General features: G+C 68.6%; 21 protein-coding genes and 1 pseudogene. 13 read left to right on the top strand and 9 right to left on the bottom strand.

Annotated elements, in window-relative coordinates; all coding sequences use genetic code 11:
• The first annotated feature begins 86 nt into the window (after positions 1–86).
• Together FOH10_RS33705 and FOH10_RS33700 are read left to right on the top strand one after the other, a co-directional pair.
• Positions 87–536, top strand: a complete 450-nt coding sequence (locus tag FOH10_RS33705; RefSeq protein WP_029932950.1) for an SRPBCC family protein — start codon at positions 87–89, stop codon at positions 534–536.
• A 76-nt stretch (positions 537–612) separates the two neighbouring features.
• Positions 613–1,305 (top strand): SIMPL domain-containing protein, encoded by a 693-nt coding sequence (locus tag FOH10_RS33700; protein ID WP_143983648.1) that lies wholly within the window; start codon positions 613–615, stop codon positions 1,303–1,305.
• Between the two features lie 22 nt (positions 1,306–1,327).
• Here the strand turns inward: FOH10_RS33700 and FOH10_RS33695 are convergent, their stop codons facing one another.
• Entirely contained in the window at positions 1,328–2,356 is a 1,029-nt protein-coding gene (locus FOH10_RS33695) for a beta-ketoacyl-ACP synthase III (RefSeq protein WP_143983647.1), read from the bottom strand.
• A gap of 209 nt (positions 2,357–2,565) precedes the next feature.
• Here FOH10_RS33695 and FOH10_RS33690 point away from each other — a divergent pair, with 209 nt between their 5' ends.
• The 5 genes from FOH10_RS33690 (at position 2,566) to FOH10_RS33665 (ending at position 9,179) form a co-directional block, all read left to right on the top strand.
• Positions 2,566–2,838, top strand: coding sequence for a GlsB/YeaQ/YmgE family stress response membrane protein (locus tag FOH10_RS33690; protein WP_143983646.1), 273 nt, complete (start codon positions 2,566–2,568; stop codon positions 2,836–2,838).
• Between the two features lie 215 nt (positions 2,839–3,053).
• A complete protein-coding gene (locus FOH10_RS33685; RefSeq protein ID WP_143984480.1) occupies positions 3,054–3,770 on the top strand; it encodes a phosphatidylserine decarboxylase in 717 nt (238 codons plus the stop codon).
• Positions 3,770–4,669 (top strand): CDP-diacylglycerol--serine O-phosphatidyltransferase, encoded by a 900-nt coding sequence (pssA, locus tag FOH10_RS33680; RefSeq protein WP_143983645.1) that lies wholly within the window; start codon positions 3,770–3,772, stop codon positions 4,667–4,669. The genes FOH10_RS33685 and pssA overlap by 1 nt, the downstream gene beginning before the upstream one ends.
• Before the next feature lie 408 nt (positions 4,670–5,077).
• Entirely contained in the window at positions 5,078–7,288 is a 2,211-nt protein-coding gene (locus FOH10_RS33670; protein WP_143983644.1) for an AAA family ATPase, read from the top strand.
• Between the two features lie 604 nt (positions 7,289–7,892).
• Positions 7,893–9,179: a hypothetical protein gene (locus FOH10_RS33665; protein ID WP_143983643.1), complete on the top strand. Its 1,287-nt coding sequence runs from the start codon at positions 7,893–7,895 to the stop codon at positions 9,177–9,179.
• Here FOH10_RS33665 and FOH10_RS33660 read toward each other — a convergent pair.
• From FOH10_RS33660 to FOH10_RS33640, 5 genes are all read right to left on the bottom strand, one after another.
• On the bottom strand, positions 9,101–10,435 hold the full coding sequence (locus FOH10_RS33660; RefSeq protein WP_143984479.1) for a DUF5933 domain-containing protein: 1,335 nt from the start codon (positions 10,433–10,435) through the stop codon (positions 9,101–9,103). The genes FOH10_RS33665 and FOH10_RS33660 overlap by 79 nt on opposite strands.
• Before the next feature lie 212 nt (positions 10,436–10,647).
• Positions 10,648–11,793, bottom strand: a complete 1,146-nt coding sequence (locus tag FOH10_RS33655) for a glutamate--cysteine ligase (protein ID WP_143983642.1) — start codon at positions 11,791–11,793, stop codon at positions 10,648–10,650.
• A gap of 13 nt (positions 11,794–11,806) precedes the next feature.
• A complete protein-coding gene (gene sodC, locus FOH10_RS33650; protein ID WP_029932960.1) occupies positions 11,807–12,490 on the bottom strand; it encodes a superoxide dismutase[Cu-Zn] in 684 nt (227 codons plus the stop codon).
• A gap of 116 nt (positions 12,491–12,606) precedes the next feature.
• Positions 12,607–13,188, bottom strand: coding sequence for a LytR C-terminal domain-containing protein (locus FOH10_RS33645; RefSeq protein ID WP_425326119.1), 582 nt, complete (start codon positions 13,186–13,188; stop codon positions 12,607–12,609).
• A gap of 110 nt (positions 13,189–13,298) precedes the next feature.
• Positions 13,299–13,652, bottom strand: a complete 354-nt coding sequence (locus tag FOH10_RS33640) for a nucleoid-associated protein NapA (protein WP_029932962.1) — start codon at positions 13,650–13,652, stop codon at positions 13,299–13,301.
• 211 nt (positions 13,653–13,863) lie between these two features.
• On the opposite strand from FOH10_RS33640, the gene FOH10_RS33635 reads away from it, so the two are divergent.
• Genes FOH10_RS33635 through FOH10_RS33625 form a run of 3 tightly spaced genes read left to right on the top strand, consistent with a single transcriptional unit; the run spans position 13,864 to position 16,254 of the window.
• Positions 13,864–14,454 (top strand): peptide deformylase, encoded by a 591-nt coding sequence (locus FOH10_RS33635; protein ID WP_039817805.1) that lies wholly within the window; start codon positions 13,864–13,866, stop codon positions 14,452–14,454.
• Positions 14,444–15,382, top strand: a complete 939-nt coding sequence (locus FOH10_RS33630) for an N-acetylglutamate synthase, CG3035 family (RefSeq protein WP_143983641.1) — start codon at positions 14,444–14,446, stop codon at positions 15,380–15,382. The genes FOH10_RS33635 and FOH10_RS33630 overlap by 11 nt, the downstream gene beginning before the upstream one ends.
• Before the next feature lie 56 nt (positions 15,383–15,438).
• A complete protein-coding gene (locus FOH10_RS33625) occupies positions 15,439–16,254 on the top strand; it encodes an exodeoxyribonuclease III (protein WP_143983640.1) in 816 nt (271 codons plus the stop codon).
• Between the two features lie 19 nt (positions 16,255–16,273).
• On the opposite strand, the gene FOH10_RS33620 is transcribed toward FOH10_RS33625, so the two are convergent.
• Positions 16,274–16,915 carry a hypothetical protein gene (locus FOH10_RS33620; protein WP_143983639.1) on the bottom strand — a complete coding sequence of 214 codons (642 nt, stop codon included), beginning with the start codon at positions 16,913–16,915 and terminating at the stop codon, positions 16,274–16,276.
• A gap of 228 nt (positions 16,916–17,143) precedes the next feature.
• Positions 17,144–18,967 carry an acyl-CoA dehydrogenase gene (locus FOH10_RS33615; RefSeq protein ID WP_143983638.1) on the bottom strand — a complete coding sequence of 608 codons (1,824 nt, stop codon included), beginning with the start codon at positions 18,965–18,967 and terminating at the stop codon, positions 17,144–17,146.
• Between the two features lie 578 nt (positions 18,968–19,545).
• On the opposite strand from FOH10_RS33615, the pseudogene FOH10_RS35990 reads away from it, so the two are divergent.
• Both FOH10_RS35990 and FOH10_RS33610 read left to right on the top strand, forming a co-directional pair.
• A pseudogene (locus tag FOH10_RS35990) lies at positions 19,546–19,764 on the top strand (AAA family ATPase); the annotation flags it as partial.
• A gap of 30 nt (positions 19,765–19,794) precedes the next feature.
• Positions 19,795–20,703: a DUF4143 domain-containing protein gene (locus FOH10_RS33610; RefSeq protein ID WP_244962157.1), complete on the top strand. Its 909-nt coding sequence runs from the start codon at positions 19,795–19,797 to the stop codon at positions 20,701–20,703.
• 5 nt (positions 20,704–20,708) lie between these two features.
• Here FOH10_RS33610 and FOH10_RS33605 read toward each other — a convergent pair whose 3' ends face one another.
• Positions 20,709–22,628, bottom strand: a complete 1,920-nt coding sequence (locus tag FOH10_RS33605; RefSeq protein WP_143983636.1) for an acyl-CoA dehydrogenase family protein — start codon at positions 22,626–22,628, stop codon at positions 20,709–20,711.
• A 156-nt stretch (positions 22,629–22,784) separates the two neighbouring features.
• On the opposite strand from FOH10_RS33605, the gene FOH10_RS33600 reads away from it, so the two are divergent.
• Positions 22,785–23,411 carry a TetR/AcrR family transcriptional regulator gene (locus tag FOH10_RS33600; RefSeq protein ID WP_029932970.1) on the top strand — a complete coding sequence of 209 codons (627 nt, stop codon included), beginning with the start codon at positions 22,785–22,787 and terminating at the stop codon, positions 23,409–23,411.
• The last annotated feature ends 72 nt before the right edge of the window (positions 23,412–23,483 follow it).

The raw sequence follows: 23,483 nt of genomic DNA, 5'->3' as shown, positions 1-23,483 counted from the left end.
TGTTCGGCCACCTGTTCGATTGCGTTCGCCACAGCACCGGGTTCTAGGATTGCTGATACCCCTCGTCACATCTCCCGGAGGCAGCGTTGCCGAAGAATCTCGAAGCCACCATCGACATCGCCGCGGCGCCGGACCAGGTCTGGGCCGTCGTCTCGGATCTGAAGCGGATGCCGGAGTTCAGCCCGCAGTGCGTGCGCATGCAGCCGATCGGCGCGGTCAAGACCGGCACCTGGACCATCAATATCAATCGGGACGGCAACAAGTTCTGGCCCACCACCTCGCGGGTGGTCCGCTACGAGCCCAATCGCGCCATCGCCTTCAAGGTCAACGAGAACCGCACCATCTGGAGCTTCACCCTGGAGCCGACCGACACCGGCACCCGGCTCGTCCAGCGGCGCGACTGCCCCAACGGCACCACCTGGTTCTCCCGCACCTCCATCAATGCCGCCATGGGCGGTGAGCAGCCCTTCGAGGAGGCGCTGGTGCGCGGGATGAACGAGACCCTGGGCAAGATCAAGAACAGCATCGAGCGCTGAGTTTCGCGGTGCCGCCGAGCGCCGGGACTCGCGTTTCTCCCGGCGCGGCGGCGACGTGGTGCGTAGGTTCGCTGCTATGCGACGAATGACTGTCATCTGCGCCGCGGCCACCGGCGTCGCGCTGCTGCTCACCGGCTGCGGCAGCTCGGGATCAGACAACGACCGCGACGTCTCCGTCGTGGGCACCGGGCAGGTCCGAGGCGCGCCCGACGTTTTGAACGCCGATCTCGGCGCGCAGGTGAAGGCGGGCGACGTCTCCGCCGCCGTGGACGGCGTGAACGCCAAGGCGAAGGACATGACCGACGCCATGGTGGAGGCCGGGGTGGCCCGCGAGGACATCCAGACCAGCGAGCTGTCGGTGCAGCCGGAGTACGGCTCCGAGGGTCGCGTCATCACCGGCTACCGCGCCACCAATTCCGTCCACGTCGTGGTGCGTGACCTGGACAAGGCGTCGGCGGTGCTCGACGCGGCGGTCAAGGCCGGGGGCAACGACACCCGCATCAGCAATGTGTCGTTCGATCTCTCCGACAACACCCAATTGCTCGAGGACGCCCGGGCCCGCGCGTTCGCCGACGCCAAATCCCGCGCTCAGCAGTACGCGGACCTGGCCGGGCTGAAACTCGGTGACGTCGAGACGATCACCGAGAACAGCAGCGGCAACTACCCGCCGGGACCGATGCGGGCGGATGCGGCGACGCCGGAATTCAGCCTGGAGCCGGGGCAGCAGACGGTGACGTTCACCGTGAACGTCACCTGGAACCTGAGGTAGGCAGGCTCCGCGCCGAACGCGGCTACTTCCAGTTGGGCAGCGTCACGACCTGGGCGGCATAGGACAGGCCCGCGCCGAAGGCGATGAGCAGGGCGGTGCCGCCGGGCTTGGCGTCGCCGTTGCGCAACAGCTGCTCCATGGCCAGCGGGATCGAGGCGGCCGAGGTATTGCCGGTCTCCTCGATGTCATTGGCCAGCGCGCAGCTCTCCGGCAGCTTCAGCACCCGTGCCATGATCTCGATGATCCGGCCGTTGGCCTGGTGCGGGATCATGGCGTCCAGATCGCTCATCTCGATACCGGCGACCTCCACGGCATCGCGGCACACCTTCTCCAGCGAGTGCGCGGCCCAGCGGAATACCGCCGTGCCCTCCATGGCGAGGTACGGGCGCACCGCGTCGGTGCCCTGTTCGTCGATCTCGCGAAAGAATTCGATCCAGTCCTTGTCCTGCCGGATGGCATGGTGCTGGGTGCCGTCCGAACCCCAGATCGTGGGCGCGATACCGGGTTCCTCGGACGGACCGACCACCACCGCGCCCGCGCCGTCGGCGAACAGGAAGGCGGTGCCCCGGTCCTTGGGGTTGATGGTGTCGGTGAGTTTCTCGACGCCGACCACCAGGACGTGCCGCGCGGTGCCACCCTTGACCAGATCCGATGCCATGGCGAGCGCGTGGCAGAAGCCGGCGCATCCGGCGGAGACATCGAAGGCAGCGGCCCCGGTGATGCCGAGTTCGGTGGCGACCTGCGGGGCGGCGGCCGGGGTGAGCAGCAGCCAGGTGGAGGTGGCGACGATGACGCAGTCGATCTCGGCGGGCTCGATCTCGGCGGCCTCGATGGCATCGCGTCCGGCCGCCACACTCATGCTCTTGACGGTCTCGTCGTCCCCGGCGAAGCGGCGGGTCTTGATGCCCGAGCGGGTTCGAATCCATTCGTCACTGGAATCGATCGGTCCCGCGACCTCGTCGTTGGTGACGACCCGGGTCGGGCGGTAGACGCCGAGCCCAAGGATCGCGGTGTGCTCTGCCCCTCGAATCGAAGCCAGTCGAGCCGCCATATTTTTCCCCTTTGCACTGCGCGTCGAGCTGTCCTTCATCCGGTCCCCCACGGTCATGGCCTACACGACGCCGTAGACATGAGGCTTCCTCATATTAATCGGAACATAGTCCTCCGCGAGTGCGTATTCTCACAAACGAGGGGTATTGCCAAGTGCGTCTCGTCGGATATGGCGGGGCTCACACCGTTCCTCGGACAAGGGAGGACAGCATGCTCGGCCTTGGCATCATCGGTTGGATCATTATCGGCGGCCTCGCCGGATGGATCGCCAGCAAGATCATGAAAACCGATGCTCAACAGGGCATTCTGCTCAATATCGTCGTAGGCGTGATCGGCGGCCTGCTCGGCGGCTTCATACTCAAGCTCTTCGGAGTGGACGTCGAGGGCGGTGGGCTGATCTTCAGCTTCCTCACCTGCCTCGGCGGCGCGGTCCTCCTACTCTGGCTGGTGAACATGGTGACCGGCCGCCGCGCCGGAGTCTGAGGTCCGGATCACAGGGCACCGGGCGGCCTCGGGCCGCACCGGTGCCCTGCTGCGTGCCCGATCCCCGCACGTGCGCCCGAAACCGGTGCGCACGTCGCGCTCCGGCATGCGTTTTCCGGCCGGTACTCGCCCGAGGACGCGAGTGGTGTGCCAGGTTCCCGTAAGGTGTGAGCGCGGTCCCTGACCGCCCCCATCCGCGCATGAAAGAGGAGCTTGTGGCCCGCCGTCCCACCCCGCCCGGCACCCCCGAGAGCACCGGCCTCGCCCACGTGGCCGACCTGGTGCGCAATGCGATCCCGCCGCTGCACCCCGCCGGACTGCCGTTCGTGGCGGCCCCGCTGGCGGTGGCCGCGCTCGGATACCGCAAGAAGTGGGTACGTCGCACGGGACTCACGGCCGCCGCGGCCTGCGCCACCTTCTTCCGCCATCCGCACCGGGTGCCGCCGAACCGGGCCGGGGTGGTCGTCGCCCCCGCCGACGGTGAGGTCGCACTGGTCGACACCGCGGTTCCGCCCGCCGAACTGGGGCTCGGCGATGCGCCGCTGCCTCGGGTGAGCATCTTCCTGTCGGTGCTCGACGTGCATGTGCAGCGGGTGCCGTTGAGCGGCGTGGTCACCGAGATCGCCTACAAGAAGGGCGAATTCCGCTCCGCCGACCTGCCCGAGGCCAGCGACGCCAACGAGCGCAACTCCATGGTGCTCGAGACCGAGAACGGTCAGCGGATCGTGGTCGTGCAGATCGCCGGACTGCTGGCGCGGCGCATCGTGTGCGAGGCCCGGGTCGGCGACAAGCTGAATATCGGCGACACCTACGGACTGATCCGCTTCGGCTCCCGCGTGGACACCTACTTCCCCGCCGGGACGCGCCCGCTGGTCACCCCGGGCCAACGCACCATCGGTGCGGAAACGGTGCTGGCCGAACTGGATTCGTGATGGAGCAGCTCGCGCCCGCGCCCGAGAAGGATCGCCGCCGCCGCACCATCCGGCTGCTGCCGTCGATGGTCACCATTCTTGGCCTGTGTTCGGGTCTGTCGGCGGTGAAGTTCGGCATCGAGGGCAAGCTCGGCATCGCGCTGGCCCTGGTCGGCGCGGCCGCCATCTTCGACATGCTGGACGGCCGCATCGCCCGCATGCTGGACGCCACCACCAAGATGGGCGCGGAACTGGATTCGCTGTCCGACGCCATCGCCTTCGGCGTCGCGCCCGCGCTGGTGCTGTACGTGACCTTCCTGCACGCCGACAGCGTGGGCTGGATTCTGGCGCTCATGTTCGCGGTGTGCATGGTGCTGCGGCTGGCCCGGTTCAACACGCTGATGGACGACGACAATCGCCCGGACTGGCAGCGGGAGTACTTCACGGGCGTGCCCGCACCCGCCGGCGCGCTGATCGTGCTGCTGCCCATCGCGCTGGCGGAGCAGTTCGGCGACGGCTGGTGGGTGAGCTTCCCGGCGGTGGCGGTGTGGACGGTCATCACCGGTCTGCTGTGCGTGAGCACGCTGCCGACGCTGGCGATCAAATCGGTGTCGGTCGCTCCGCGCACCGCTCCGATCCTGCTGGTGCTGGTGGCCTTGGCCGCCGCCCTGCTGGTCACCTACCCGCTCATCCTGATGATGGGCCTGGTCTCCATCTACCTCGCGCACATCCCGTTCGCGGTGCGTTCGGCCCGCTGGGTGGCCGCCCGCCCGGAGACCTGGCACCACAAGCCCGCCGAACGCCGCGCCCAGCGCAAGGCCCAGCGCCGCACCCGCCCCATCGGCCGCGTCTCCTCGGCCCGCCTGCGCCTGCGCCGCCCGGGCACCCGCCAGCGCTACCCGGAGGACGTCAAGCACTGACCAGCCCCGGACCGGTGCCACGCGGTGAGCGACACCGCGTGGCCCCCTGCCCCGCACCCGCCAACAGCGCCGCGCCCAGCAGTGCGACTGCTGCTGGAGTCCGAAGGGTTCGACCACCCGTGCGGGTGGTTCGCATCGACCGGCCGAATCGTCGCTCACCCACCACTTCAAGGCGCTGCGGGAGGACGGGGTCACGCGACAGCGGCAGTAGGGTTTGGAGTGTCGTAGGCAGCTGCGCGTCGACGACCTGGAGCGCCGATTCCCGGGACTGCTGGATCTGGTCGCCGACTGGTACCCGCCGACCGACCACGGCTCGCGGGCACACTCGATTCCGAGAAACCGTGCGGGAATTACGGAAGGGGTGCGGGAATTTCCGAGGGGGTCGCGGGGTGCGGCCCGGCGGGCACAATGGGGGGCGTGCCTGAACTCGCTTTGACCGCTCGCCTCAATACGTCTGCCGCGGATGCGCGGCGAGGGTTGGTGCGATTGCATGCCGAGGCGCTGGCGGCGCTGGGTTTGCGGGAGTGGGACGGGATCGCGTTGATGGGGGCGCGGCGGACGGCGGCGGTCGTCGCCGTAGCACCGGCGGGTACGCCCGCGGGGGTGGCGCTGCTGGATGATGTGACGCTGTCGAACGCGGGGGTGCGGGAGAGCGCGACCGTGGTGATCGCGCCGGTGACCGTGTACGGGGCCAAGCAGATCTCGGTGATGGGGTCGGCGTTGGCGGCGGGCACCATTCCCGAGGCGACGCTGCGGCAGGCGCTGCTGGGGAAGGTCGTCACCGTCGGGGACACCGTATCGCTGCTGCCCCGCGACCTCGGGCCGGGAACCAGCACTTCGGCTGCGACACAGGCGCTCTCGCGGACGTTCGGGGTGGCTTGGACCTCCGAGCTGTTGACGGTGACCGCGACCGACCCGTCGCCGGGTCCGGTGAGCGTGCAGCCCAACAGCGCGGTGGTGTGGGGGCCGGGGGTGGCGGCCACCGACCGGCCGCTGTCCATCAGCGATGGTGGTGCGGACTACGGACGGGTGCCGCAGACCGGTCCGGCCCCGGTGATTCGGGTAGCCGATCTGGCCGGGGTGCAGACGCAGGCGGCCAAGCTCACCGAATGGCTCAACCTCGCCCTGGACGAGCCGGAGCTGCTCAAAACCCTTGGCGCCCCGGCACATCTCGGTGTGCTCGTCTCGGGCCCGGCCGGGGTGGGCAAGGCGGCGCTGGCGCGGGCGGTGTGCGCGCAGCGGCGAGTGGTGGAGTTGGACGGCCCGTCGGTCGGGGCGACCGAGAGCGGCACTCGGCTGCGCGAGGTGGGGATGGCTGTCGCCGAACTCTGTTCGGGCGCGGGCGGTGTGCTGCTCATCACCGATATCGACGCCCTGCTGCCCGCCGACGCGGACCCGGTCGCCACCCTGATTCTCGACCAGTTGCGGGCGGCGGTGGCGACGCCCGCGGTGGCGCTGCTGGCGACCACGGCCCATCCGGGCGATGTGGACGCGCGGCTGCGCGCACCCGATCTGTGCGATCGCGAGCTGGCGTTGCCGCTGCCGACCGCCGCGGTGCGCACCGCCCTGCTCGAACAGCTGCTGCGCAAGGTGCCGACCGACGGCCTGAAACTCGACGAGATCGCCGCGCGCACACCCGGTTTCGTGGTGGCGGATCTGGCCGCGCTGGTCCGGGAGGCGGCGCTGCGGGCGGCGTCGCGGGCCAGCCGCGAACAGTCCGATCCGGTGCTGGTGCAGGACGATCTGGCCGGTGCGCTGGAGGTGATCCGGCCGCTGTCGCGCTCCGGGTCGGAGGAGCTGGCCATCGGCAGCCTGAGCCTCGACGATGTGGGCGATATGAAGGAGACCAAACAGGCGCTCACCGAGGCGGTGCTGTGGCCGCTGCGGCATCCGGATTCCTTCGCCCGCCTCGGCATCGACCCGCCGCGCGGGGTGCTGCTGTACGGGCCGCCCGGCTGCGGCAAAACCTTCCTCGTTCGCGCCCTGGCCGGGACCGGCCAGTTGAGCGTGCAGGCGGTGAAGGGCGCCGAACTCATGGACAAGTGGGTCGGCTCCTCCGAACGCGCCGTACGGGAGCTGTTCCAGCGCGCCCGCGATTCCGCCCCGGCGCTCATCTTCCTGGACGAGATCGATTCCCTCGCGCCCCGCCGCGGCCAGAGCAGCGATTCGGGCGTGACCGACCGGGTGGTGGCGGCGCTGCTCACCGAGATGGACGGCGTGGAACCGCTGCGCGACGTGGTGGTGGTCGGCGCGACCAACCGCCCCGACCTCATCGACCCGGCGCTGACCCGGCCCGGCCGCCTGGAGAAGCTGGTCTTCGTACCGCCGCCGGACGCCGCCGCCCGCGCCGAAATCCTGCGCACGGCGGCCAAATCCGTACCGCTGGCACCCGATGTCGAACTGCGCGCCCTGGCCGCCGAGCTGGACGGCTACTCCGCCGCCGACTGCGCGGCCCTGCTCCGGGAGGCGGCGCTGGCCGCCATGCGCCGCGATGTGCTGGCCGCCGATGTGACCTCGGCCGACATCATGGCCGCCCGCGCGGCCGTGCGGCCGTCCCTGGATCCCCTCCAGGTGGAATCGCTCCGCCGCTTCGCCGCCCAGCGCGCCTCCGCGGGCTGAGCAGGCGCAGTCTCGGGCCGAGCGAGTCTCAGGCCGCGCAGATCTTGGCTGGCGTCTGGGCACTCGGGCCCTGCCCACGCGGGTGCTGCACCCGCGTGTCCTGGTCAGCGCAGCCCCGGCCAGCGCGCCGTGCTCCAGCAGCGCGCCATGCTCCAGCAGCGCGCCATGCTCCAGCAGCGCGCCGCGCTACGGCGGACCTGATCGGGCGGGAGCTCGTGCCCCGCCCGAGCGGGGTTGCTCGGGCATCGGCCCGGGTGAGCGGGCACGACGGCATCCGCCGAGCTGCGGCGCACCAAGCCGCGACCGCCCCGGCGACTCGCGCCCCGGGGCGGGGACAGCGGATCGGCGGCGTAGATCGGCATTGAACAGTCGTGCGGGCATGCCCGGAAATGATGGGCGAACCCCGCGTGGATATCGAGGTTGAACGCTATACAGGCCCCGCACCACATCGATGGAATTCACCCAGCTAACAATTTCGTCAGGGCGAGTCGGAGTGGTGCGTAGCCCGCACAAAGGTAATTTCAGCCTGGTGAAGGCGTATCAGATAGCGGCCGAAACTATCACTGCGCTGGTGGCGGCAATGGTTGCCGGACTGTCGCTGGCTATGCCTATCGACTTCGCCTGGACCTCACAGACCTCGGCGCTGGAACTGGATCTGCTCGTCTACAGCTTGCCCCGGGCTATCGCGGCGGGCGCGCTCGCGGCCCTGATCACCGCGGTGCTCATCACCACCCTGAGCAGCATCGTCACCGCGTGGGCCACCGCGCTGGCGGGGCTGGTGGTGCTGCTGGCCAATCACACCGTCGGGCAGAGCAACTCCGGGACGGCCTCGCTGTCCACCATGAATTTCATCGATTCCCTGGCGGGCGGGGTGGCGTTGGGCGCACTCGGTGCGGCGGTGCTGCATCATCGGCTGCCGGCTTACGGGTGGACGCTCGGCGCACTCGCCAGCATTCTGCTCGGCTCGGTGAATCCGCTCCCGAATGTGGCCGGTTCGTTGAACGAATCCGTACCGTCGGCGAATTGGCAGTCGATGGATATGCCGCCCACCTGGATGATCGTGGTGGCGGTGGCACTGGTGACCATGAGCACCCTGGCCAATCGCAAACGCCGACCGGCGGAACGGCCGTCGATCGAATTGCCGATGACCCCGATCCTGGCGGGTGTGGTGCTGGTGCTGGTGTTCCTGTTCAGCGCCGAATGGCTGGCCCGGCACGGCGGCAGCGTCGCCGATATCGGCGTCGCGGTGGTGGCGGTGGTGGGCGGCGCGATCATCGCCACCATGCTGCTGCCGGGCCGCGACGGCGCCCTGGTGCTGGTGGCGGTGGCGATCAGCGCGGTGGGCAGCGCCACCATCGCGGCCTCGGTGCCCGCCTGGTCGATTCCGCTGCTGGTGATCGTGACGGCGCTGGGCCTGTACGCGGGTTCGCGCCGCGCCGCGCCCATGGCCTGCCTGGTGATCCTGCTGGCGCTGGCGGTGTTCACGGCGATCACCGCCGATACCGAGAGCTCGCTGCTGATCATGACCGGCACCGTCGTGCTGGCGTGGACCAGCGGCTTCGGCCTGGCCTCGGCCGCGCCGCGCTATGTGCCGAACCGGGTGCTGGGCACGGTCATGCTCTATGTGCCCTCGGCGGTGCTCGGTCTGCGTGACTACGTCTCACGCGGGCATTACGCGCTGCGGGAGAGTCCGGACGATCCGGTGCTGTGCACGGTGGTCACCCAGGACACCTCCGCCCCGGCGTGGACGGCCTTCATCATCACGGTGGGCTGCCTGCTCGGTTGGCTGCTGCTGCGCGGCAGCCGTCCGGTCTACGAGCGCGCGGTCGCGGATTCCGATGCGGGCAAGGATGATTCGGACGGCCCGGAGGACCCGAACCAGGTGCGGTAGAAGGCGGTGACATAGGCCGCGAACAGGCCGAGCAGCACCGCGCCCGCCGCCACCGGGTACTCGGCCATGACGACGGCCAGGTACCGGTAGCTCAGCAGCAGTCCGATCAGCAGTACCGCGCCGCCGCCGACGAGCCGGATGCGGAATCGGCCCCAGCCCCGCTCGGGTGCCCGCAGCGCGGATTCGACGGTCAGGCACAGCACCGCACCGGCGACGAGGTCGACCCCGTAGTGGTAGCCGAAGCCGAGCGTCGCGGTGAGCGTGGCGACCAGCCAGAAGGTGCCGCCCCAGCGCAACCAGCGCGGCGCGGGCGCGCCGTCGACGTCCCGGCGCGAATGCAGGAAGACCGCCAATGCCCAGGCGGTGTGCATGGAGGGCATGCAGTTGCGCGGCGTCACCTCGTCGAACGGCAGCGCCGCGGGCGTCGGGTCGATGGGCGGCACCAGCTGCGGCCAGTAGTTGCCCAGCTGTAGTCCGTGGCCGTCGGGTCCGTAGGCGAACATCGGCCCGACCACCGGGAAGAACACGTAGACGACCGGACCCACCAGGCCCAGCACCAGAAAGGTGCGCACCAGGTAGTGCCGGGGCCACACCCGCTCGGTCACCACGCCGCGCAGCTGCCAGGCCGCGACCGCCATGGCGGCCACCGGCAGTTCGATGTACACCCAGTGCAGGACCGCGTAGCCGACCGGTCCGAGCGCCTCCACCACCCGGCCCAGCACCCAGGACGGGTCGCCGAGGGCGTGATCGGCCAGCACCAGGTAGGGGTCGAGCACATCCGGCCCGGCCAGCACGGTGATGTGCAGCCAGACGTCGCCGACCTTGGTGGCCAGGATCAGCAGTGCGCCCAGCGCGGTGGCGCGCAGGGCGGTGGTGTACGGCGTGCTGTCGGCGCCGTCCGCCCGCGCCCGTCGCCGGCCCAGGGCCGCGGCGACGCCCATGCCGGTGAGCACGATGGTGGGGCCGTTGCCGAGGGCGAACGGCCCGTGGCCCAGCAGCCGCGCGGCGGCGAAGACGGTGTCGATCGCGATGGCCGATCCGAGCGCGATGCCGCGCCATTTCCAGTTCAGCCCCACCAGCGCCAGAGCCAGTCCCGCCCACGGCACGGAGATGGATTTGGGTGTCCCGGCGTAGTCGCGCCACAGACTCGCGAGCGGGCCTTCGAACCCGCGATGGCCGGCGACGATCTGCAAGACGATCAGCAGGGCGGGGACGGCGGCGATGGCCGCGCCGAGCGCGATCCGGCGACCGGACATCCGGTCCCGACCTCCGTGCCCCGGCAGCGTGGAATCGGAGCGCGGGTCGTCGAGTAGCACGACGACCATAGTAAACATCGTGTGAACACGATCCGCGACGCAGTTGAACGCCCGACAAGCGGCCGGGTGCCGGGCCGCGGCAGGGCGGAGGACGGTGCGGTGGTCGCCCGCCCGGCCCCGAATACAGCCGGGCCCGTTCGAGGCGGTCCCGTCTACTGATCGAGTTCCTTGACCAGCGAGTCCACCACCGCGACCAGGTCGCCCTGCGCGGCCGCGGCCACCCGGCGCTGCCGCTGATAGGAGGCGCCCCGCTTCGGGATCTCCGCGACCATGGCGAGCTCGTTCTCGCAGCCGAGGCTCTTGGCGGTCGGCTCGAGCCGGTTCAGCAGCTCGGTCAGGTCGTCGGTGACGAGGCGCTCATTGCTGTCGGCATCGGTGATGATGATGGCGTCGAGCCCGTAGCGGGCGGCGCGCCATTTGTTCTCCTGCACATGCCACGGCGGAATGGTGGGCAGGGTTTCCCCGGATTCGACGCGGCGGTCCAGATCGACGATGAGGCAGTGGATGAGCGACACCAGCGCCGCCAGTTCAGTGCGGGTCGGGGTGCCGTCGCAGACCCGCACCTCGATGGTCCCCCATTTCGGAGCGGGCCGGATATCCCAGTGCATCCCGCCGAGCTGTTCGAACACGCCGGTCTTCATCTGGTCGTGGACGAACCCCTCGAACTGCCGCCAGTTCTCGAATTGGAAGGGCAGTCCGGCGGTGGGCAGCTGCTGGAACATGAGCGCCCGGTTGCTGGCGTAGCCGGTGCCGACCCCGGCCCACATGGGCGAGGACGCGGAGAGCGCCAGCAGGTGCGGATACGACAGCAGCAGCGTGTTGAGGATCGGGAAGACCTTGTCCGGGTGCGAGACGCCCACGTGCACGTGCACGCCCCAGATGAGCATCTGGCGGCCCCACCACTGGGTGCGCTCGATGAGCTCGTCGTAGTGGGGGGTGCGGGTGAGCTGCTGGCTGGACCACTGCGCGAACGGGTGGGTGCCCGCGCAGAACAGGTCGACCCCGAGCGGGTCGGCGGCCCGGCGCACGGCGGTCATGGTGTCGGACAGTTCGTCCAGCACCTCGCCGACGGTGTCGTGCTTGCCGCTGACGATCTCGACCGTATTGCGCAGCAGTTCCTTGGTGATCTGCGGGGTGCCGTCCCAGGCGCGCATATCCCCGCAGGCGTCGAAGACCGCCGCGGCTTTGCTGGAGAGGTCGCGCGTGTGCTTGTCGACGAGCGCGACCTCCCACTCCACGCCGAGCGTGGGCCGGGGCGATGAGTTGAAGGGAACCTTCGCGATATCTGCCCCGCCCATGGCTCTCCTGTAGTTATCCGATGACGCCGCAGGCGACCCGGCCGCCCGCGTCGCCGGTCGCCAGCGTCTCGGCGTCCGGTCCGCTGCCGCCCGGGTGGTTGTAGCGGCTGGGGATGTTGCCGAAGTTGTCGGCTCCGGCGTGGATCATCAGGGCCTTGCCCTTGATGTCGTCCAGCGTGACCTTGTCGGTGGTGGTGACGAGCTTCGCGCTGCCGTCCTCGAGCACCTCGAGCGAGGTCAGGTCACCGCTCATGGGACGGGCGTTCTGGTCGCCGACCTGGAGGTGGCCACCGGCGGAGAGGAAGGCGCCGGCGGGGCCGCCGGTGGGCGCGGTGGAGTTGGGTTCGCACTTGCCGAACTGGTGGATGTGCATGCCGTGGAAGCCGGGCTCGAGGCCGTGCGCTTCGACGGTGAGTTCGAGGTGGTTGCCCGTCTTACCGAAGGTGGCGGTGCCGACGGTGTTGCCGTTGACATCCTTCAGCTGCGCGCTGACCGATTCGGTGGGCGGGGTGGCGGTTCCGTGCCCGGTGTCGGCGCCGCCCGCCGGGGCGGGTGAGCTGGTGAACACCGGCGGCGTGGTCCCCTGGACGTCGCTCGACTCCTGGCTGTTGGTGCAGGCCACCAGGCCGAAGGCCGCGACGGCCAGCACCGGGGTCACAGTCCGCCAAGACGGGCGACGAGTTGTGGACGGGGCCATCGGGGAACTCCTTATCGTGTACCGAGTTTACGGGTACAGCACTGCGGACAGGTTTCGTACCGGACAAGATGATGCCAGAGACATGGTGTTGTCCCGTGCAGGGGCCGGGCGGTCGTTCAGTTGCGGGTCACGATGACGATGACTCCCGCCGGGGAGTCCGCGATACCGGGGAAACGCGGTTCGGCGGTGGCGCCGAGTTCGGCCGCGATGGCCATGGCCGCCGCCCGCTCACCTGCCGAACTGCCGTAGTACACCGTGGTTTTCGGGATCACGCCGCTGGCGTAGTTGCCGGTTTCGGCAATGCTCCAGCCGCTCTCCTGGAGCTGGCTCGCGGTGCTCGCGGCCAGACCCTGGATATCGCTGTTGTTGTACACCCGCACCGGGACCGATTTGTCGACGGCGGCCGTGGTCGTCGTCGTGGTGGTGGTCGTGGTCGTGGTCGTGGTCGTGGTCGGCGCGAGGGTGGTGGTCGGCGCGTCCGTGGTCGTGGTGGTGGCGGGCGGCGGCGTATTCGCCTGTGTCGCCACAACACTCGCGGTCGTGGTGGCTTCCGGACCGGACGCGCTGTCCGTGCCCTCCGAATCCGAACTCGACAGCGACATCGCGCCGAGACCCGCGAATACGATGGCCAGCGCGATCAGCACCATGGCCAGCGCCCGCAGCGGCGGGCCGCCGGACGGCGAATTCGGGTTACTCACGGCCCCGAGCCTAATCCCACGTGCCGCTGGGACGCCGTATCACACCGCGATTGAGTGCCGAAACACCCGAAAATCCCTGGGTTGCCGGTATCGCGCGCATACCCGTCTCGTCAGATCTGGAAGCCGAGGCGGCGCGCCGCCCGCTGCTTCTGCCGACTGGCCCGCAGTCGCCGCAGGCGCTTGACCAGCATGGGGTCGGCCGCCAGGGCTTCGGGCTTGTCCACCACGGCGTTCAACACCTGGTAGTACCGGGTGGGCGAGAGGCCGAACAGCTCGCGAATGGCCTCTTCCTTGACACCGGCGTATTTCCACCACTGCCGCTCGAACCCGAGAATCTCGAGTTCCCGGCGGGAAAGGCCGTGGGCCCCATCCTCGTCGGGCTGCGCGGCGTTCACCGCGATCTCATCGCTCGCGGAAGGGCTGTCCTCGCTTGCGGAGATGTTCCGTGCCGCTGCGCCGTCCATGATGCTCCCTCGCCGAGTTGTCACCAGACGAAAATGGTGCTTGTCTCCTCGCCGATCATTCAACCACGCGACGCAGACTTGTCAGTGCGTACCGCTCGGCGTGTTCGCGACACGGAGGCCCGGCGTGTTGAGGTTGAACAGTCAACGCTTCACAAGCGCCGCGCGCAGGTCAGCGCACTGGTGCCGGAACGCACCCAGTAGGCTCTCGACCATGGCTATCCTCCCGATCGTGATCGTCGGTGACCCGGTTCTGCACAACCCGACGAACCCGGTGACCGAGTCCCCGGAGGAATTGGCGACGCTGATCGCGGACATGTACGAGACCATGGACGCCGCCAATGGCGTGGGTTTGGCCGCCAATCAGGTAGGGGTGGCCAAACGGCTGTTCGTCTACGACTGCCCGGACGAGTTCCCGGACGGCACCGTCAAGCGCCGCCGCGGCTGCGTGATCAACCCGGTGCTGGAGACCTCCGCACTGCCGGAGACCATGCCGGACCCGGACGACGACGAGGAGGGCTGCCTGTCCGTGCCGGGCGAGCAGTTCCCCACCGGCCGCGCCGAGTGGGCGCGCGTCACCGGCACCGACGAGCACGGCGAACCGGTGGACATCGAGGGCAAGGGCTTCTTCGCCCGCATGCTCCAGCACGAGACCGGACATCTGGACGGCTTCCTGTACGTGGACGTGCTGATCGGCCGCAATGCCCGCGCGGCCAAGAAGGCCATCAAGCGCAACGGTTGGGGCACACCGGGTTTGACCTGGGTTCCGGGCACGGTGCCGGACCCGTTCGGGCATGACGACTGATCCCGGCTCACCCGAGGTCGGTCGCCGGGTGGTGGTGCGCTACCGCCTGCCCGAGGGCTATCCGCAGCCGCTGACCGATGTGATCGGCGAACTCCTCGCGGTCGACCCGGTGACCGTGCGCACCGCCGACGGCCAGGTGACGCGGATCGCACCCGACCGCGTGGTGGCATGGAAGGCGTTGGGCGCGCGGCCGATTCGCACCAAGGAGATCCGCGCGCTGGAGGGAGCCGCCGCCGACGGCTGGCCCGGTCTGCAGCGCACCTGGATCGACGGCTGGCTGGTACGCGCCGGTGCGGGCTACACCAATCGCGCGAATTCGGCCGTGCCACTGGGAAGTTCGGGACAGCCCGCGGTGTCGTCGGCGGAGACCCTGCACCGCATCGGCGAGTGGTACACCGCACACGGGCTGCCGCTGCGACTGCTGCTGCCGGATCGCCTCGCCACGGTGCCGCCGGACTGGCGCACCTGGAACGAGACCGCGGTCCTGGCCGTCGATATCGCGAATATGACGCTGCCGCAGGGCCCGTCGATGGTGCGGATCGACCCCATGCCCGGAGACGCCTGGCTGGCGGCCCACCGCGGTGACTCCGAGACAGCACCCGACGTGGAGGTGCTGACCGCCATCCGGGAAGGTGAACTGGGTTTCGCCACACTGGGTTTGCCGACGCCGCTGGCCATCGGCCGCGGCGCGATCACCACCGCCCCCGACGGTCGCCGCTGGATCGGCCTGACCTGCGTGGGGGTGGCCGCGGAGCATCGGCGGCACGGACTGGGCACACTGGTGTGTGCGGAGCTGATCCGCTGGGGACAGGCCCGCGGCGCGACGCACGCCTACGTGCAGGTGGCGGTCGAGAACACGGCGGCCCTGTCCATGTACGGGCAGATGGGCTTCATCGACCATCACCGGTACCGCTACGCGGCGCCCTGAACCGTCACCGGTCGGCGGACACCCGACCGTGCCGATATTCGATCGAAAGGTTTTTCGTGCGGCTCGCGACCTGGAACGTGAATTCGATTCGCTCCCGTGTGGATCGGGTGCTGTCCTGGCTGGATCGCGCCGATGTGGACGTGCTGGCCATGCAGGAGACCAAATGCAAGGACGAGCAGTTCCCGTTCGAGCGGTTCGAGGCGGCCGGATACGAGGTCGCGCATGTGGGGCACAGCCAGTGGAACGGGGTGGCCATCGCCTCCCGGGTGGGGCTCGACGATGTCGAGATCGGTTTCCCGCACCAGCCCGGTTTCGACAAGAACGCCGACGAGGCGCTGCTGAGCACGCCGGTGGTGGAGGCGCGGGCGCTCGGCGCGACCTGCGGCGGGGTGCGGGTGTGGAGCCTGTACGTGCCCAACGGCCGCACGCTGACCGATCCGCACTACGCGTACAAGCTGGAGTGGCTGGCGGCGCTGCGTGCCGCGGGCACCGACTGGCTCAGCGCCGATCCGGGAGCGCAGATCGCGCTGGTGGGCGACTGGAATATCGCGCCCACCGACGCCGATGTGTGGTCGCCGGAGTTCTTCGAGGGCAAAACCCATGTGTCGCAGCCGGAACGGGACGCGTTCCATGCCTTCGACAGCGCCGGGTTCACCGATGTGATGCGGCCGCTGCACCCGGGGCCGGGCGTCTACACCTACTGGGACTACACCCAGCTGCGCTTCCCGCGCAAGGAGGGCATGCGCATCGACTTCATCCTCGGCTCCCCCGCGCTGTCGGCCCGGGTGACGGATGCGAACGTGGACCGCGAGGAGCGCAAGGGCAAGGGCGCGAGCGATCACGCCCCGGTGTTCGCCGATCTGACGGACTGAGCCGTGGCCGCGCCGGAAGTCATTCGGCGGGGCGGGTTTTGATGGCGTCGCGGGAGATGTACACGTTGTAGGTGCCCGGGGTGGCGATGACGGCGTTGCCGTATGCCGAGCGGACGAACGGGTCGGTGTACCAGCTCTGGGACTTCATATCGTCGAAGAAGTCGCCGTCGCCGCCATTGAGGAAGATGTGGTTCTGCTTGGTGGCGACGCCGTCGAGTCGCTGGCCGTAGAGCCGGGTGACCTTGTAGCCGGAGTTGAAGCCGAGTGCGTTGACCCACGGCTCGAGCTCGACGATATTGGCCTGCAACACCCAGAGGTCGCCCTCCACCTGGTAGTTCAGCCGCTGGTCCGCGTGCCCCTCATCGCCGTAGAGGGTGAGCTCCACATTCATCATGTGCTCCTCCCCCGCCACCGGCGTGGCGACGATATGCGCCGCCTTCACCTCTCCGGTGAGTCCGAGGAAGGTCTGCAAAAGCGTTGTCACCCAGAGGATGACCACCGCGATCAGAACGAGCGAGATGGCGGCCGAGCCGCGCCCCGCGAGCACCCGCCACCCGACCTTGCGGGCCTTGAGAACAGCGGTCACCAACAGCGCCAATGCCGCGACGCCGAGCACGATGAGCAGGATCTGAATCCAGCCGAAGGTCACCGGGAAAACCATGCGGTAGTTGTACCCGGTGCGCCGGCGCCGACACCGCAGGTCGCACGGAAACCGGGCGTGTCCGCCCGGCGCGCCGCCGAATGCGCCGACCGCGTCGCTCCATCCGCATTCCGCCCGCGCGGCGCCCGGACGACAAAGGCCCGGCGACGCATCGCGCGTCGCCGGGCCACTGTCACCTCTGGCGGGCTGTGGGGCCGCGGTCCCGGACCACCGGGCTACCGCGTCCCGTCAGAATGCCGCTTCGTCCAGGTGCATGATGTCGTTGTCGATGTTCTCGATGACGGTGCGGACGCCGCTCAGCAGGGGGAGCTTGTTCTTGGCGAACCAGGAGGCGACGCCGATCTTGCCGGTGTAGAACGCCTGGTCCTTGTCGGCGGCTCCGGCGTCCAGGGCGGCCTGGGCGATCTTCGCCTGTTCCAGCAGTCGCCAGGCGATGACGAGATCGCCGGTGGCGTAGAGGAATCGGACCGAACCGAGGCCGACCTTGTAGATCTCGTCGGGGTTCTGCTGGGCCGCCATCAGGTAGCCGGTGAGGGCGGCGGCCATGGCCTGCACGTCTGCCAGGGCCGCGCCGAGCAGCTTGCGCTCGGCGTCCAGGCCGGTGCCCTGATCGACGAACTTCTGGATGAGCCCGGCGACGTGCGCCAGCGCCACGCCCTTGTCGCGAACGATCTTGCGGAAGAAGAAGTCCTGCGCCTGGATGGCGGTGGTGCCCTCGTACAGCGAGTCGATCTTCGAATCGCGGATGTACTGCTCGATCGGGTAGTCCTGCAGGAAGCCGGAGCCGCCGAGGGTCTGCAGCGATTCGGTGAGCATCTCGTAGGCGCGGTCGGAACCGCAACCCTTCACGATGGGCAGCAGCAGGTCGTTGACGCGCTCGGCGAGTTCGGCGTCGGCACCGAAGTTCGCCTGTGCCACATCGGCGTTCTGGTAGGCGGCGCAGTACATGTAGAGCGCCCGGAGACCCTCCGCGTACCCCTTCTGCGCGGCCAGCGAGCGGCGCACGTCCGGGTGGTGGGTGATGGTGACGCGCGGTGCGGTCTTGTCGGCCATCTGGGTGAGGTCCGCGCCCTGGACGCGCTGCTTGGCGTATTCGAGGGCGTTGAGGTAGCCGGTGGACAGCGTGCCGGTGGCCTTGGTGCCCACCATCATGCGCGCGTTCTCGATGACCCGGAACATCTGCGCGATGCCGTTGTGGATGCCGCCGACCAGGTAGCCGACGGCGGGCTTCTCGCCGCCGAAGGTGATCTCGCAGGTGGGCGAGGACTTGATGCCCATCTTGTGCTCGACGCCGGTCACGTACGCGCCGTTGCGCTCGCCGAGCGCCATGGTCTCGGTGTCGAACAGGAACTTCGGCACGATGAACAGGGATAGGCCCTTGGTGCCCGGTCCCGCGCCCTCGGGGCGGGCCAGCACCAGGTGGAAGATGTTGTCGGCGGTGTCGCCCACATCGCCGCCGGAGATGAAGCGCTTGACGCCGGAGATGTGCCAGCTGCCGTCGGGCTGTTCGGTGGCCTTGGTGCGGCCCATGCCGACATCGGATCCGGCGTCGGGCTCGGTGAGCACCATGGTGCCGCCCCAGCGGTTCTCCCAGGCGTGCGCGGCCCAGCGCTTCTGCTCGTCGGTGCCCTCGGTGAAGATCACCTGGTGCATGAGCGGGCCCATATTGAAGAAGCTCGCGGAGTTGTTGGCGGCGACCAGCATTTCCTGGATGCCCCAGATCAGCGCGTTCGGCGCGGAGACACCGCCCATCTCCTCGGGCATGCCCAGCCCCGAGTAACCCGCCTCGTTGACCGCGGCCACGGTCTTCTTAAGCGACTCGGGCACGGTGATGTCGTAGGTCTCCGGCCGGAATTCCACCGGGTTGCGATCGGCGTCGACGAAGGAGGCCGCGATCGGCCCCGCCGCCAGTCGCTCCGCCTCCGACAGCATGGCCCGCGCCGTCTCACTGTCCAGATCGCCGTAGGCGCCGCCGTCCAGCAGCGCCCCGATGCCTAGCACTTCGAACAAGTTGAACTCGATATCACGCAGGTTCGCCTTGTAGTGCGTCACGGGCCCGGCCTCCTAAGCCATCGATGATCGAATAACTGGAGGTTGCCGTACGTTTGTCCTGTTACGCAACCGTAGGTTCTTGTGCAACGAGGCGCATAGGGGGTGGAGCGGGGCGCGCCCGAAGATAGCCGACTCTATGGAACCTGTTCTACAGGCCCATCGCATCAGCCCCAGCCAGCGTACGAACCCGACCAAGCACCTGCTCAACCGCTCCGTGTGAGTCACCGGGCGATACACGAGATCGAGATCGCGCACCCACTACGCCCTGATTGCGACGTATTTGCCATCCAGATGGACAGACACGGATTGAGAGATCACACACAAGGAAGCCGACAAACCGGAGCGTAGACATCGACGATTCGAGGCCGCTGCGGACACCAGCGACCAAGGTGCCTTGGCAGGCGAATAGCCGGATACTGGTCATGCGAATAGTAGACTAGAAGCACTGCGATCAGTAGATTACTGGGGTGGCGGATTACTGTCGACGCATCATCGATACAACCCTCGATGAGCTGCAACCGCACCTTCGGGCGCTGGCGATCTTCGGTCCCAAGGGCGTCGGAAAGACCGCGACCGCTATGCAGCGAGCTCGGTCGGTCTTCGATCTGAGCGTCCCAGCACAACGTGAACTCGTCGGGGCCGATGCTGCGATCCTGACCGCGGCTCCCGGGCCCGTGCTCATAGATGAGTGGCAGCGGCTTCCCGATATATGGGATCAAGTACGCCACGCCGTCGATGCCGGATCACCACCAGGCCACTTCATCATCGCCGGTAGTTCCGCACCCCGTGGCGCGATCGTCCACTCCGGTGCCGGCCGAATCGTCCCCATGCGCATGCGGCCGCTGAGCGTCGCTGAACGTGGCATCGAAACACCATCGGTCCAACTGTCCGCCCTGCTCGACGGACAGCGAGAGGTCGCCGGGAGCACCTCGATTCGACTGCGCGACTACGTCGAGGAGATCACGGCGTCCGGTTTTCCCGGGATCCGAGTGCTGCCACCGCGGGTACGTCGTGCGGAACTCGACGCCTATATCACCAACGTCGTGCAACGAGAATTCCCGGAGCAGGGATACCCTGTCCGCAAACCCGAAGTTCTACGCGCATGGCTCGCGGCGTACGCCGCCGCTACCTCGACCACTGCGGCGTACTCGAAGGTTCTCGATGCGGCGACCGCTGGGCTGTCGAGCAAACCGGCGAAGGAAACAACCATCGCGTACCGAGATGCCCTGGCGTCGCTGTGGCTGCTCGATCCGATCCCCGCGTGGATTCCGAGCCGAAACCATCTGGACCGGCTGGGGCAGTCGCCCAAACATCAACTCGCCGACCCCGCTCTGGCCGCCCGCCTGCTCGGCTTGGATGCGGCGGCACTGCTGCGTGCCGAACAGGGCAGCACGAAACTCATCGAAGGCACCGTTCTCGGCAGCCTGTTCGAGCACTTGGCCACCCTCAGCATCAATACCTACGCTGAGACCGCCGAGGCGCGCCTCGGGCACCTGCGCACCCGCAACGGCGACCACGAGATCGATGTGGTGGTACAGCGTCCGGATGGCAGGATCGTCGCCTTCGAGATCAAGCTTGCCGATCGCGTCGTCGATGCCGACGTCAAACACTTGCATTGGCTCGGCGACCGCATCGGAAGCGATCTCATCGACTCGGCCGTCATCTACGCCGGTAAATACGCTTACCGGCGCGGCGACGGCATCGCCGTCATACCCCTGGCTCTGCTCGGGCCGTGACACCGCTACGCGGTCATGACGTAAGACCCGGCCAGCCCGCGAACCCGACCGAGCACCTGTTCGAACCGTTCCGCGTCGGCCACTGGACGACGCACGAGGTCCAGGGCCCGCACCTGCTGGGCCTTGGTCGCCGAAGGCTTTCCGTTCAACGTGACGGCGTGCTTCGAGAAGTCGCGCACGAACAGGTCGAAGAGTTGGTCGAGGACTGCCGGGTCGGTGCCTTCGATGGCGGCTTGTTCCAGGATGAGTTGGGCGTACGGGAGCATCGTGAACAGCTCGCCCAGGGCGAAGAGGAAGTCGACGTCTTGTTGTTGGGCGGAGGTGGGGGTTGCGGCGGCTAGGAGGGTTTGGAAGGCGAGGGCCTGGTCGAGGAAGACGGCTACGTTCGGGATGTGGGCGTGCTGTTCGAAGATCGGGCGCCAGTCGGCGAAGCGGATGCGGCCCAGGCCCTTGCTGGGGCCCTGGTGGAAGAGGAATTCGTCGTCGGCGGGGTCGCGGCGGGTGGGGACGGGAGGGTGTGCGGCGCGGGCGAATTCGGTCCGCAGCTTGGGCACCGCCTTGCTCGCCGGAGTGGCGGCGCGGCGGCTGGCCCAGCTCAACGCTTCGGAGAGGGCGCGTACGGCTCCCTTCGGTGCGAAAGCCGTGCCGGGCAGGTAGCGCAGGGCGGCCAGGCCCGCGTCGGCGGGGTGGAACATGTAGGCGGGCATGAACTTCAGTGACAGGGCGAGGTTCACGTGCACCGTGCCCTCCAGGCGCGGGAGACCGAACATGCCGATCATGGCCATCGGGAAGTACGCGTCGTTCTCGAAGCCGCGGGCGGCGATCACGTCGGCGATATCCTCGTAGAGCCGCTGACCCTGCCGGGTCACCGACATCTTCTCGATGGCGTTGAACAGCAGATAGCGGCGGTCGTCCGCATGCGCCGAGCGCATGTAGTCGATGGCGCGTTCGCTGTAGAGCTTCATGCCGATCAGGCGGGCGTAGTTGTCCGCCAGCAGTGCGCGCACCTGCGGGAACTCGGTCACTCTATGGCCGAACAGGATTCGGTTCTCGGCGTGGGTGACGGCCTCGTACATGGCGTGCTCGCACGCGCCCACCGCACCGAAACCGAGATTGAACTTGCCGACGTTCACGGTGTTCATGGCGGCGTCGAAGGCGTCGCGGCCGGTGTGCAGGATGTCCTCCTCGCGCACCGGGTACTTGTCCAGATCGAAAGCGGCGACGTACATCTGGGAATCGACGACGTTCTTGCGCAGCCTGTAGTTCCGGTGCCGGGAGTCGGCGGCGAAGAACAGATAGCCGGAATACTCCTCGTCGGTCATCTTCCGCTGGAAGTCGGCCGAGTCGATGACGGGTTTGTCGGCGCGGCGGCCGAACACCGAAACCATCGCGGCCGCATTGCCATTGCCGATGTAGTACTTGCCGCCGGTGGCGGTGAAGCCGCCGCGCGCCTTCGGCTCCAGGATCATGTCGGTGGAGTAGATGTCCGCGCCGTGCGCCTGCTCGGAGAGGCCGAAGGCGAAGATCTCACCGGAGTCGAGCGCGGCGGCGGCGCGGGCCTTGGCGGCCGCGTTGCGGCTCTGCCAGATGGGCCCGAGGCCGAGAATGGTGACCTGCCAGACGTACCAGTACTGCATGCCATAGAAGCCGAGGATCTTGGACATCATGGCGATGCGGGCGGTGTCCCAGCGCTTGTTCGGATCGCCGTCGGCCTGCGCCGCGGGGGTGAGAAAGGTGGCGAACACCTTCTCGCTCTTCACGAAGTCCAGGAAGTCGGAGTACCAGACCCGATCGCGGCTGTCCGCGAGCAGCCGCGCCTTGCCCTTGCGCTCGAACCAGTCCACGGTGGCGCGCAGCAGGCGGCGGGTCTCCGCGTCGAACTCGGCGAATGCGCAGGTCTTGGGGTTGAACAGGGCGTCGTTCATGGTCGGCTCCTCCGGCCCCGGGCGGCGGCGCGCGGGACGATCCGGTCGATTTCATTCACGACTGTAGCATTATCCTACGTAGACGTAGGAAACGATCATGTGAAACCCCGTGACCAGCCGATCGTCGGGGCGCGGGCACTGCTATCGTCGGTGCCCATGGGTACCGAACCGGCTGTCCGGCCGCGCCAGCGCGCACAGCATCTCGGGCCCGAGCGCCGCCGCCCGCAGGTGCTGGACACCGCCCTGGAGATCGCGGTGGAGAGCGGCATCGCGGCCGTGACCATCGCCGCCGTGGCCGACCGCATGAAGGTCACCCGCCCGGTCGTCTACGCCTGCTTCGCCGATCGAGTGGAACTCATCGAGGCGCTCATGCGGCGCGAGGAGGACTATCTGCTGCGCGGCATTCTCGACGTGCTGCCGCGCCGTCGGGTGGAGGCCGACGAGGCGGTGTTCGTGGAGGGGTTCCGTGCCCTGCTGCACGTGGTCGCCAACCGCCCCGAGAGTTGGCGGCTCCTCTACGGCAACCCCGATCCGGCGGTGGCCGACTCCTTCGGCCGCGGCCGGCAACTCGCGGTGGAACGCTGCACCCGCCGCCTCCGGCCCACCCTGCGCGCCTGGGACACCGCGGACGCCGACCGCAAACTTCCCGCGCTGGTGGAACTTTGGGTTTCCGCGGGCGAGGGCGCGGTCCGCACCCTGCTGTCGGGCGAGGGTGAGTGGACCCCCGACACCCTGGGCGAATTCGTCGGCGCGGCGGTGTACCGAGCACTCCGCCACGCCTGACCAGGCCGCGAGCGCGTGCACCCGCCGCTGAGGCGGACACTCGACGCCTGGGATACTCGACCTGCCCCCGCT

The sequence above is a fragment of the Nocardia otitidiscaviarum genome (genome assembly GCF_007362295.1).
Taxonomy (GTDB): Bacteria; Actinomycetota; Actinomycetes; order Mycobacteriales; family Mycobacteriaceae; genus Nocardia; species Nocardia otitidiscaviarum.
The sequence above is the reverse complement of the archived record's forward strand: the minus strand, read 5'-3'. Positions and strand labels throughout refer to the sequence as shown.

Bases quoted from the DNA above. Each gene is read 5' to 3' on its own strand.
- FOH10_RS33605 (WP_143983636.1), bottom strand. From the start codon at position 22,628: ATGAACGACGCCCTGTTCAACCCCAAGACCTGCGCATTCGCCGAGTTC.
- sodC (WP_029932960.1), bottom strand. From the start codon at position 12,490: ATGGCCCCGTCCACAACTCGTCGCCCGTCTTGGCGGACTGTGACCCCG.
- FOH10_RS33695 (WP_143983647.1), bottom strand. From the start codon at position 2,356: ATGGCGGCTCGACTGGCTTCGATTCGAGGGGCAGAGCACACCGCGATC.
- FOH10_RS33600 (WP_029932970.1), top strand. From the start codon at position 22,785: ATGGGTACCGAACCGGCTGTCCGGCCGCGCCAGCGCGCACAGCATCTC.
- FOH10_RS33670 (WP_143983644.1), top strand. From the start codon at position 5,078: ATGGGGGGCGTGCCTGAACTCGCTTTGACCGCTCGCCTCAATACGTCT.
- pssA (WP_143983645.1), top strand. From the start codon at position 3,770: ATGGAGCAGCTCGCGCCCGCGCCCGAGAAGGATCGCCGCCGCCGCACC.
- FOH10_RS33665 (WP_143983643.1), top strand. From the start codon at position 7,893: ATGCCTATCGACTTCGCCTGGACCTCACAGACCTCGGCGCTGGAACTG.
- FOH10_RS33690 (WP_143983646.1), top strand. From the start codon at position 2,566: ATGCTCGGCCTTGGCATCATCGGTTGGATCATTATCGGCGGCCTCGCC.
- FOH10_RS33640 (WP_029932962.1), bottom strand. From the start codon at position 13,652: ATGGACGGCGCAGCGGCACGGAACATCTCCGCAAGCGAGGACAGCCCT.
- FOH10_RS33630 (WP_143983641.1), top strand. From the start codon at position 14,444: ATGACGACTGATCCCGGCTCACCCGAGGTCGGTCGCCGGGTGGTGGTG.
- FOH10_RS33620 (WP_143983639.1), bottom strand. From the start codon at position 16,915: ATGGTTTTCCCGGTGACCTTCGGCTGGATTCAGATCCTGCTCATCGTG.
- FOH10_RS33655 (WP_143983642.1), bottom strand. From the start codon at position 11,793: ATGGGCGGGGCAGATATCGCGAAGGTTCCCTTCAACTCATCGCCCCGG.
- FOH10_RS33660 (WP_143984479.1), bottom strand. From the start codon at position 10,435: ATGTCCGGTCGCCGGATCGCGCTCGGCGCGGCCATCGCCGCCGTCCCC.
- FOH10_RS33700 (WP_143983648.1), top strand. From the start codon at position 613: ATGCGACGAATGACTGTCATCTGCGCCGCGGCCACCGGCGTCGCGCTG.
- FOH10_RS33635 (WP_039817805.1), top strand. From the start codon at position 13,864: ATGGCTATCCTCCCGATCGTGATCGTCGGTGACCCGGTTCTGCACAAC.
- FOH10_RS33610 (WP_244962157.1), top strand. From the start codon at position 19,795: ATGCGCATGCGGCCGCTGAGCGTCGCTGAACGTGGCATCGAAACACCA.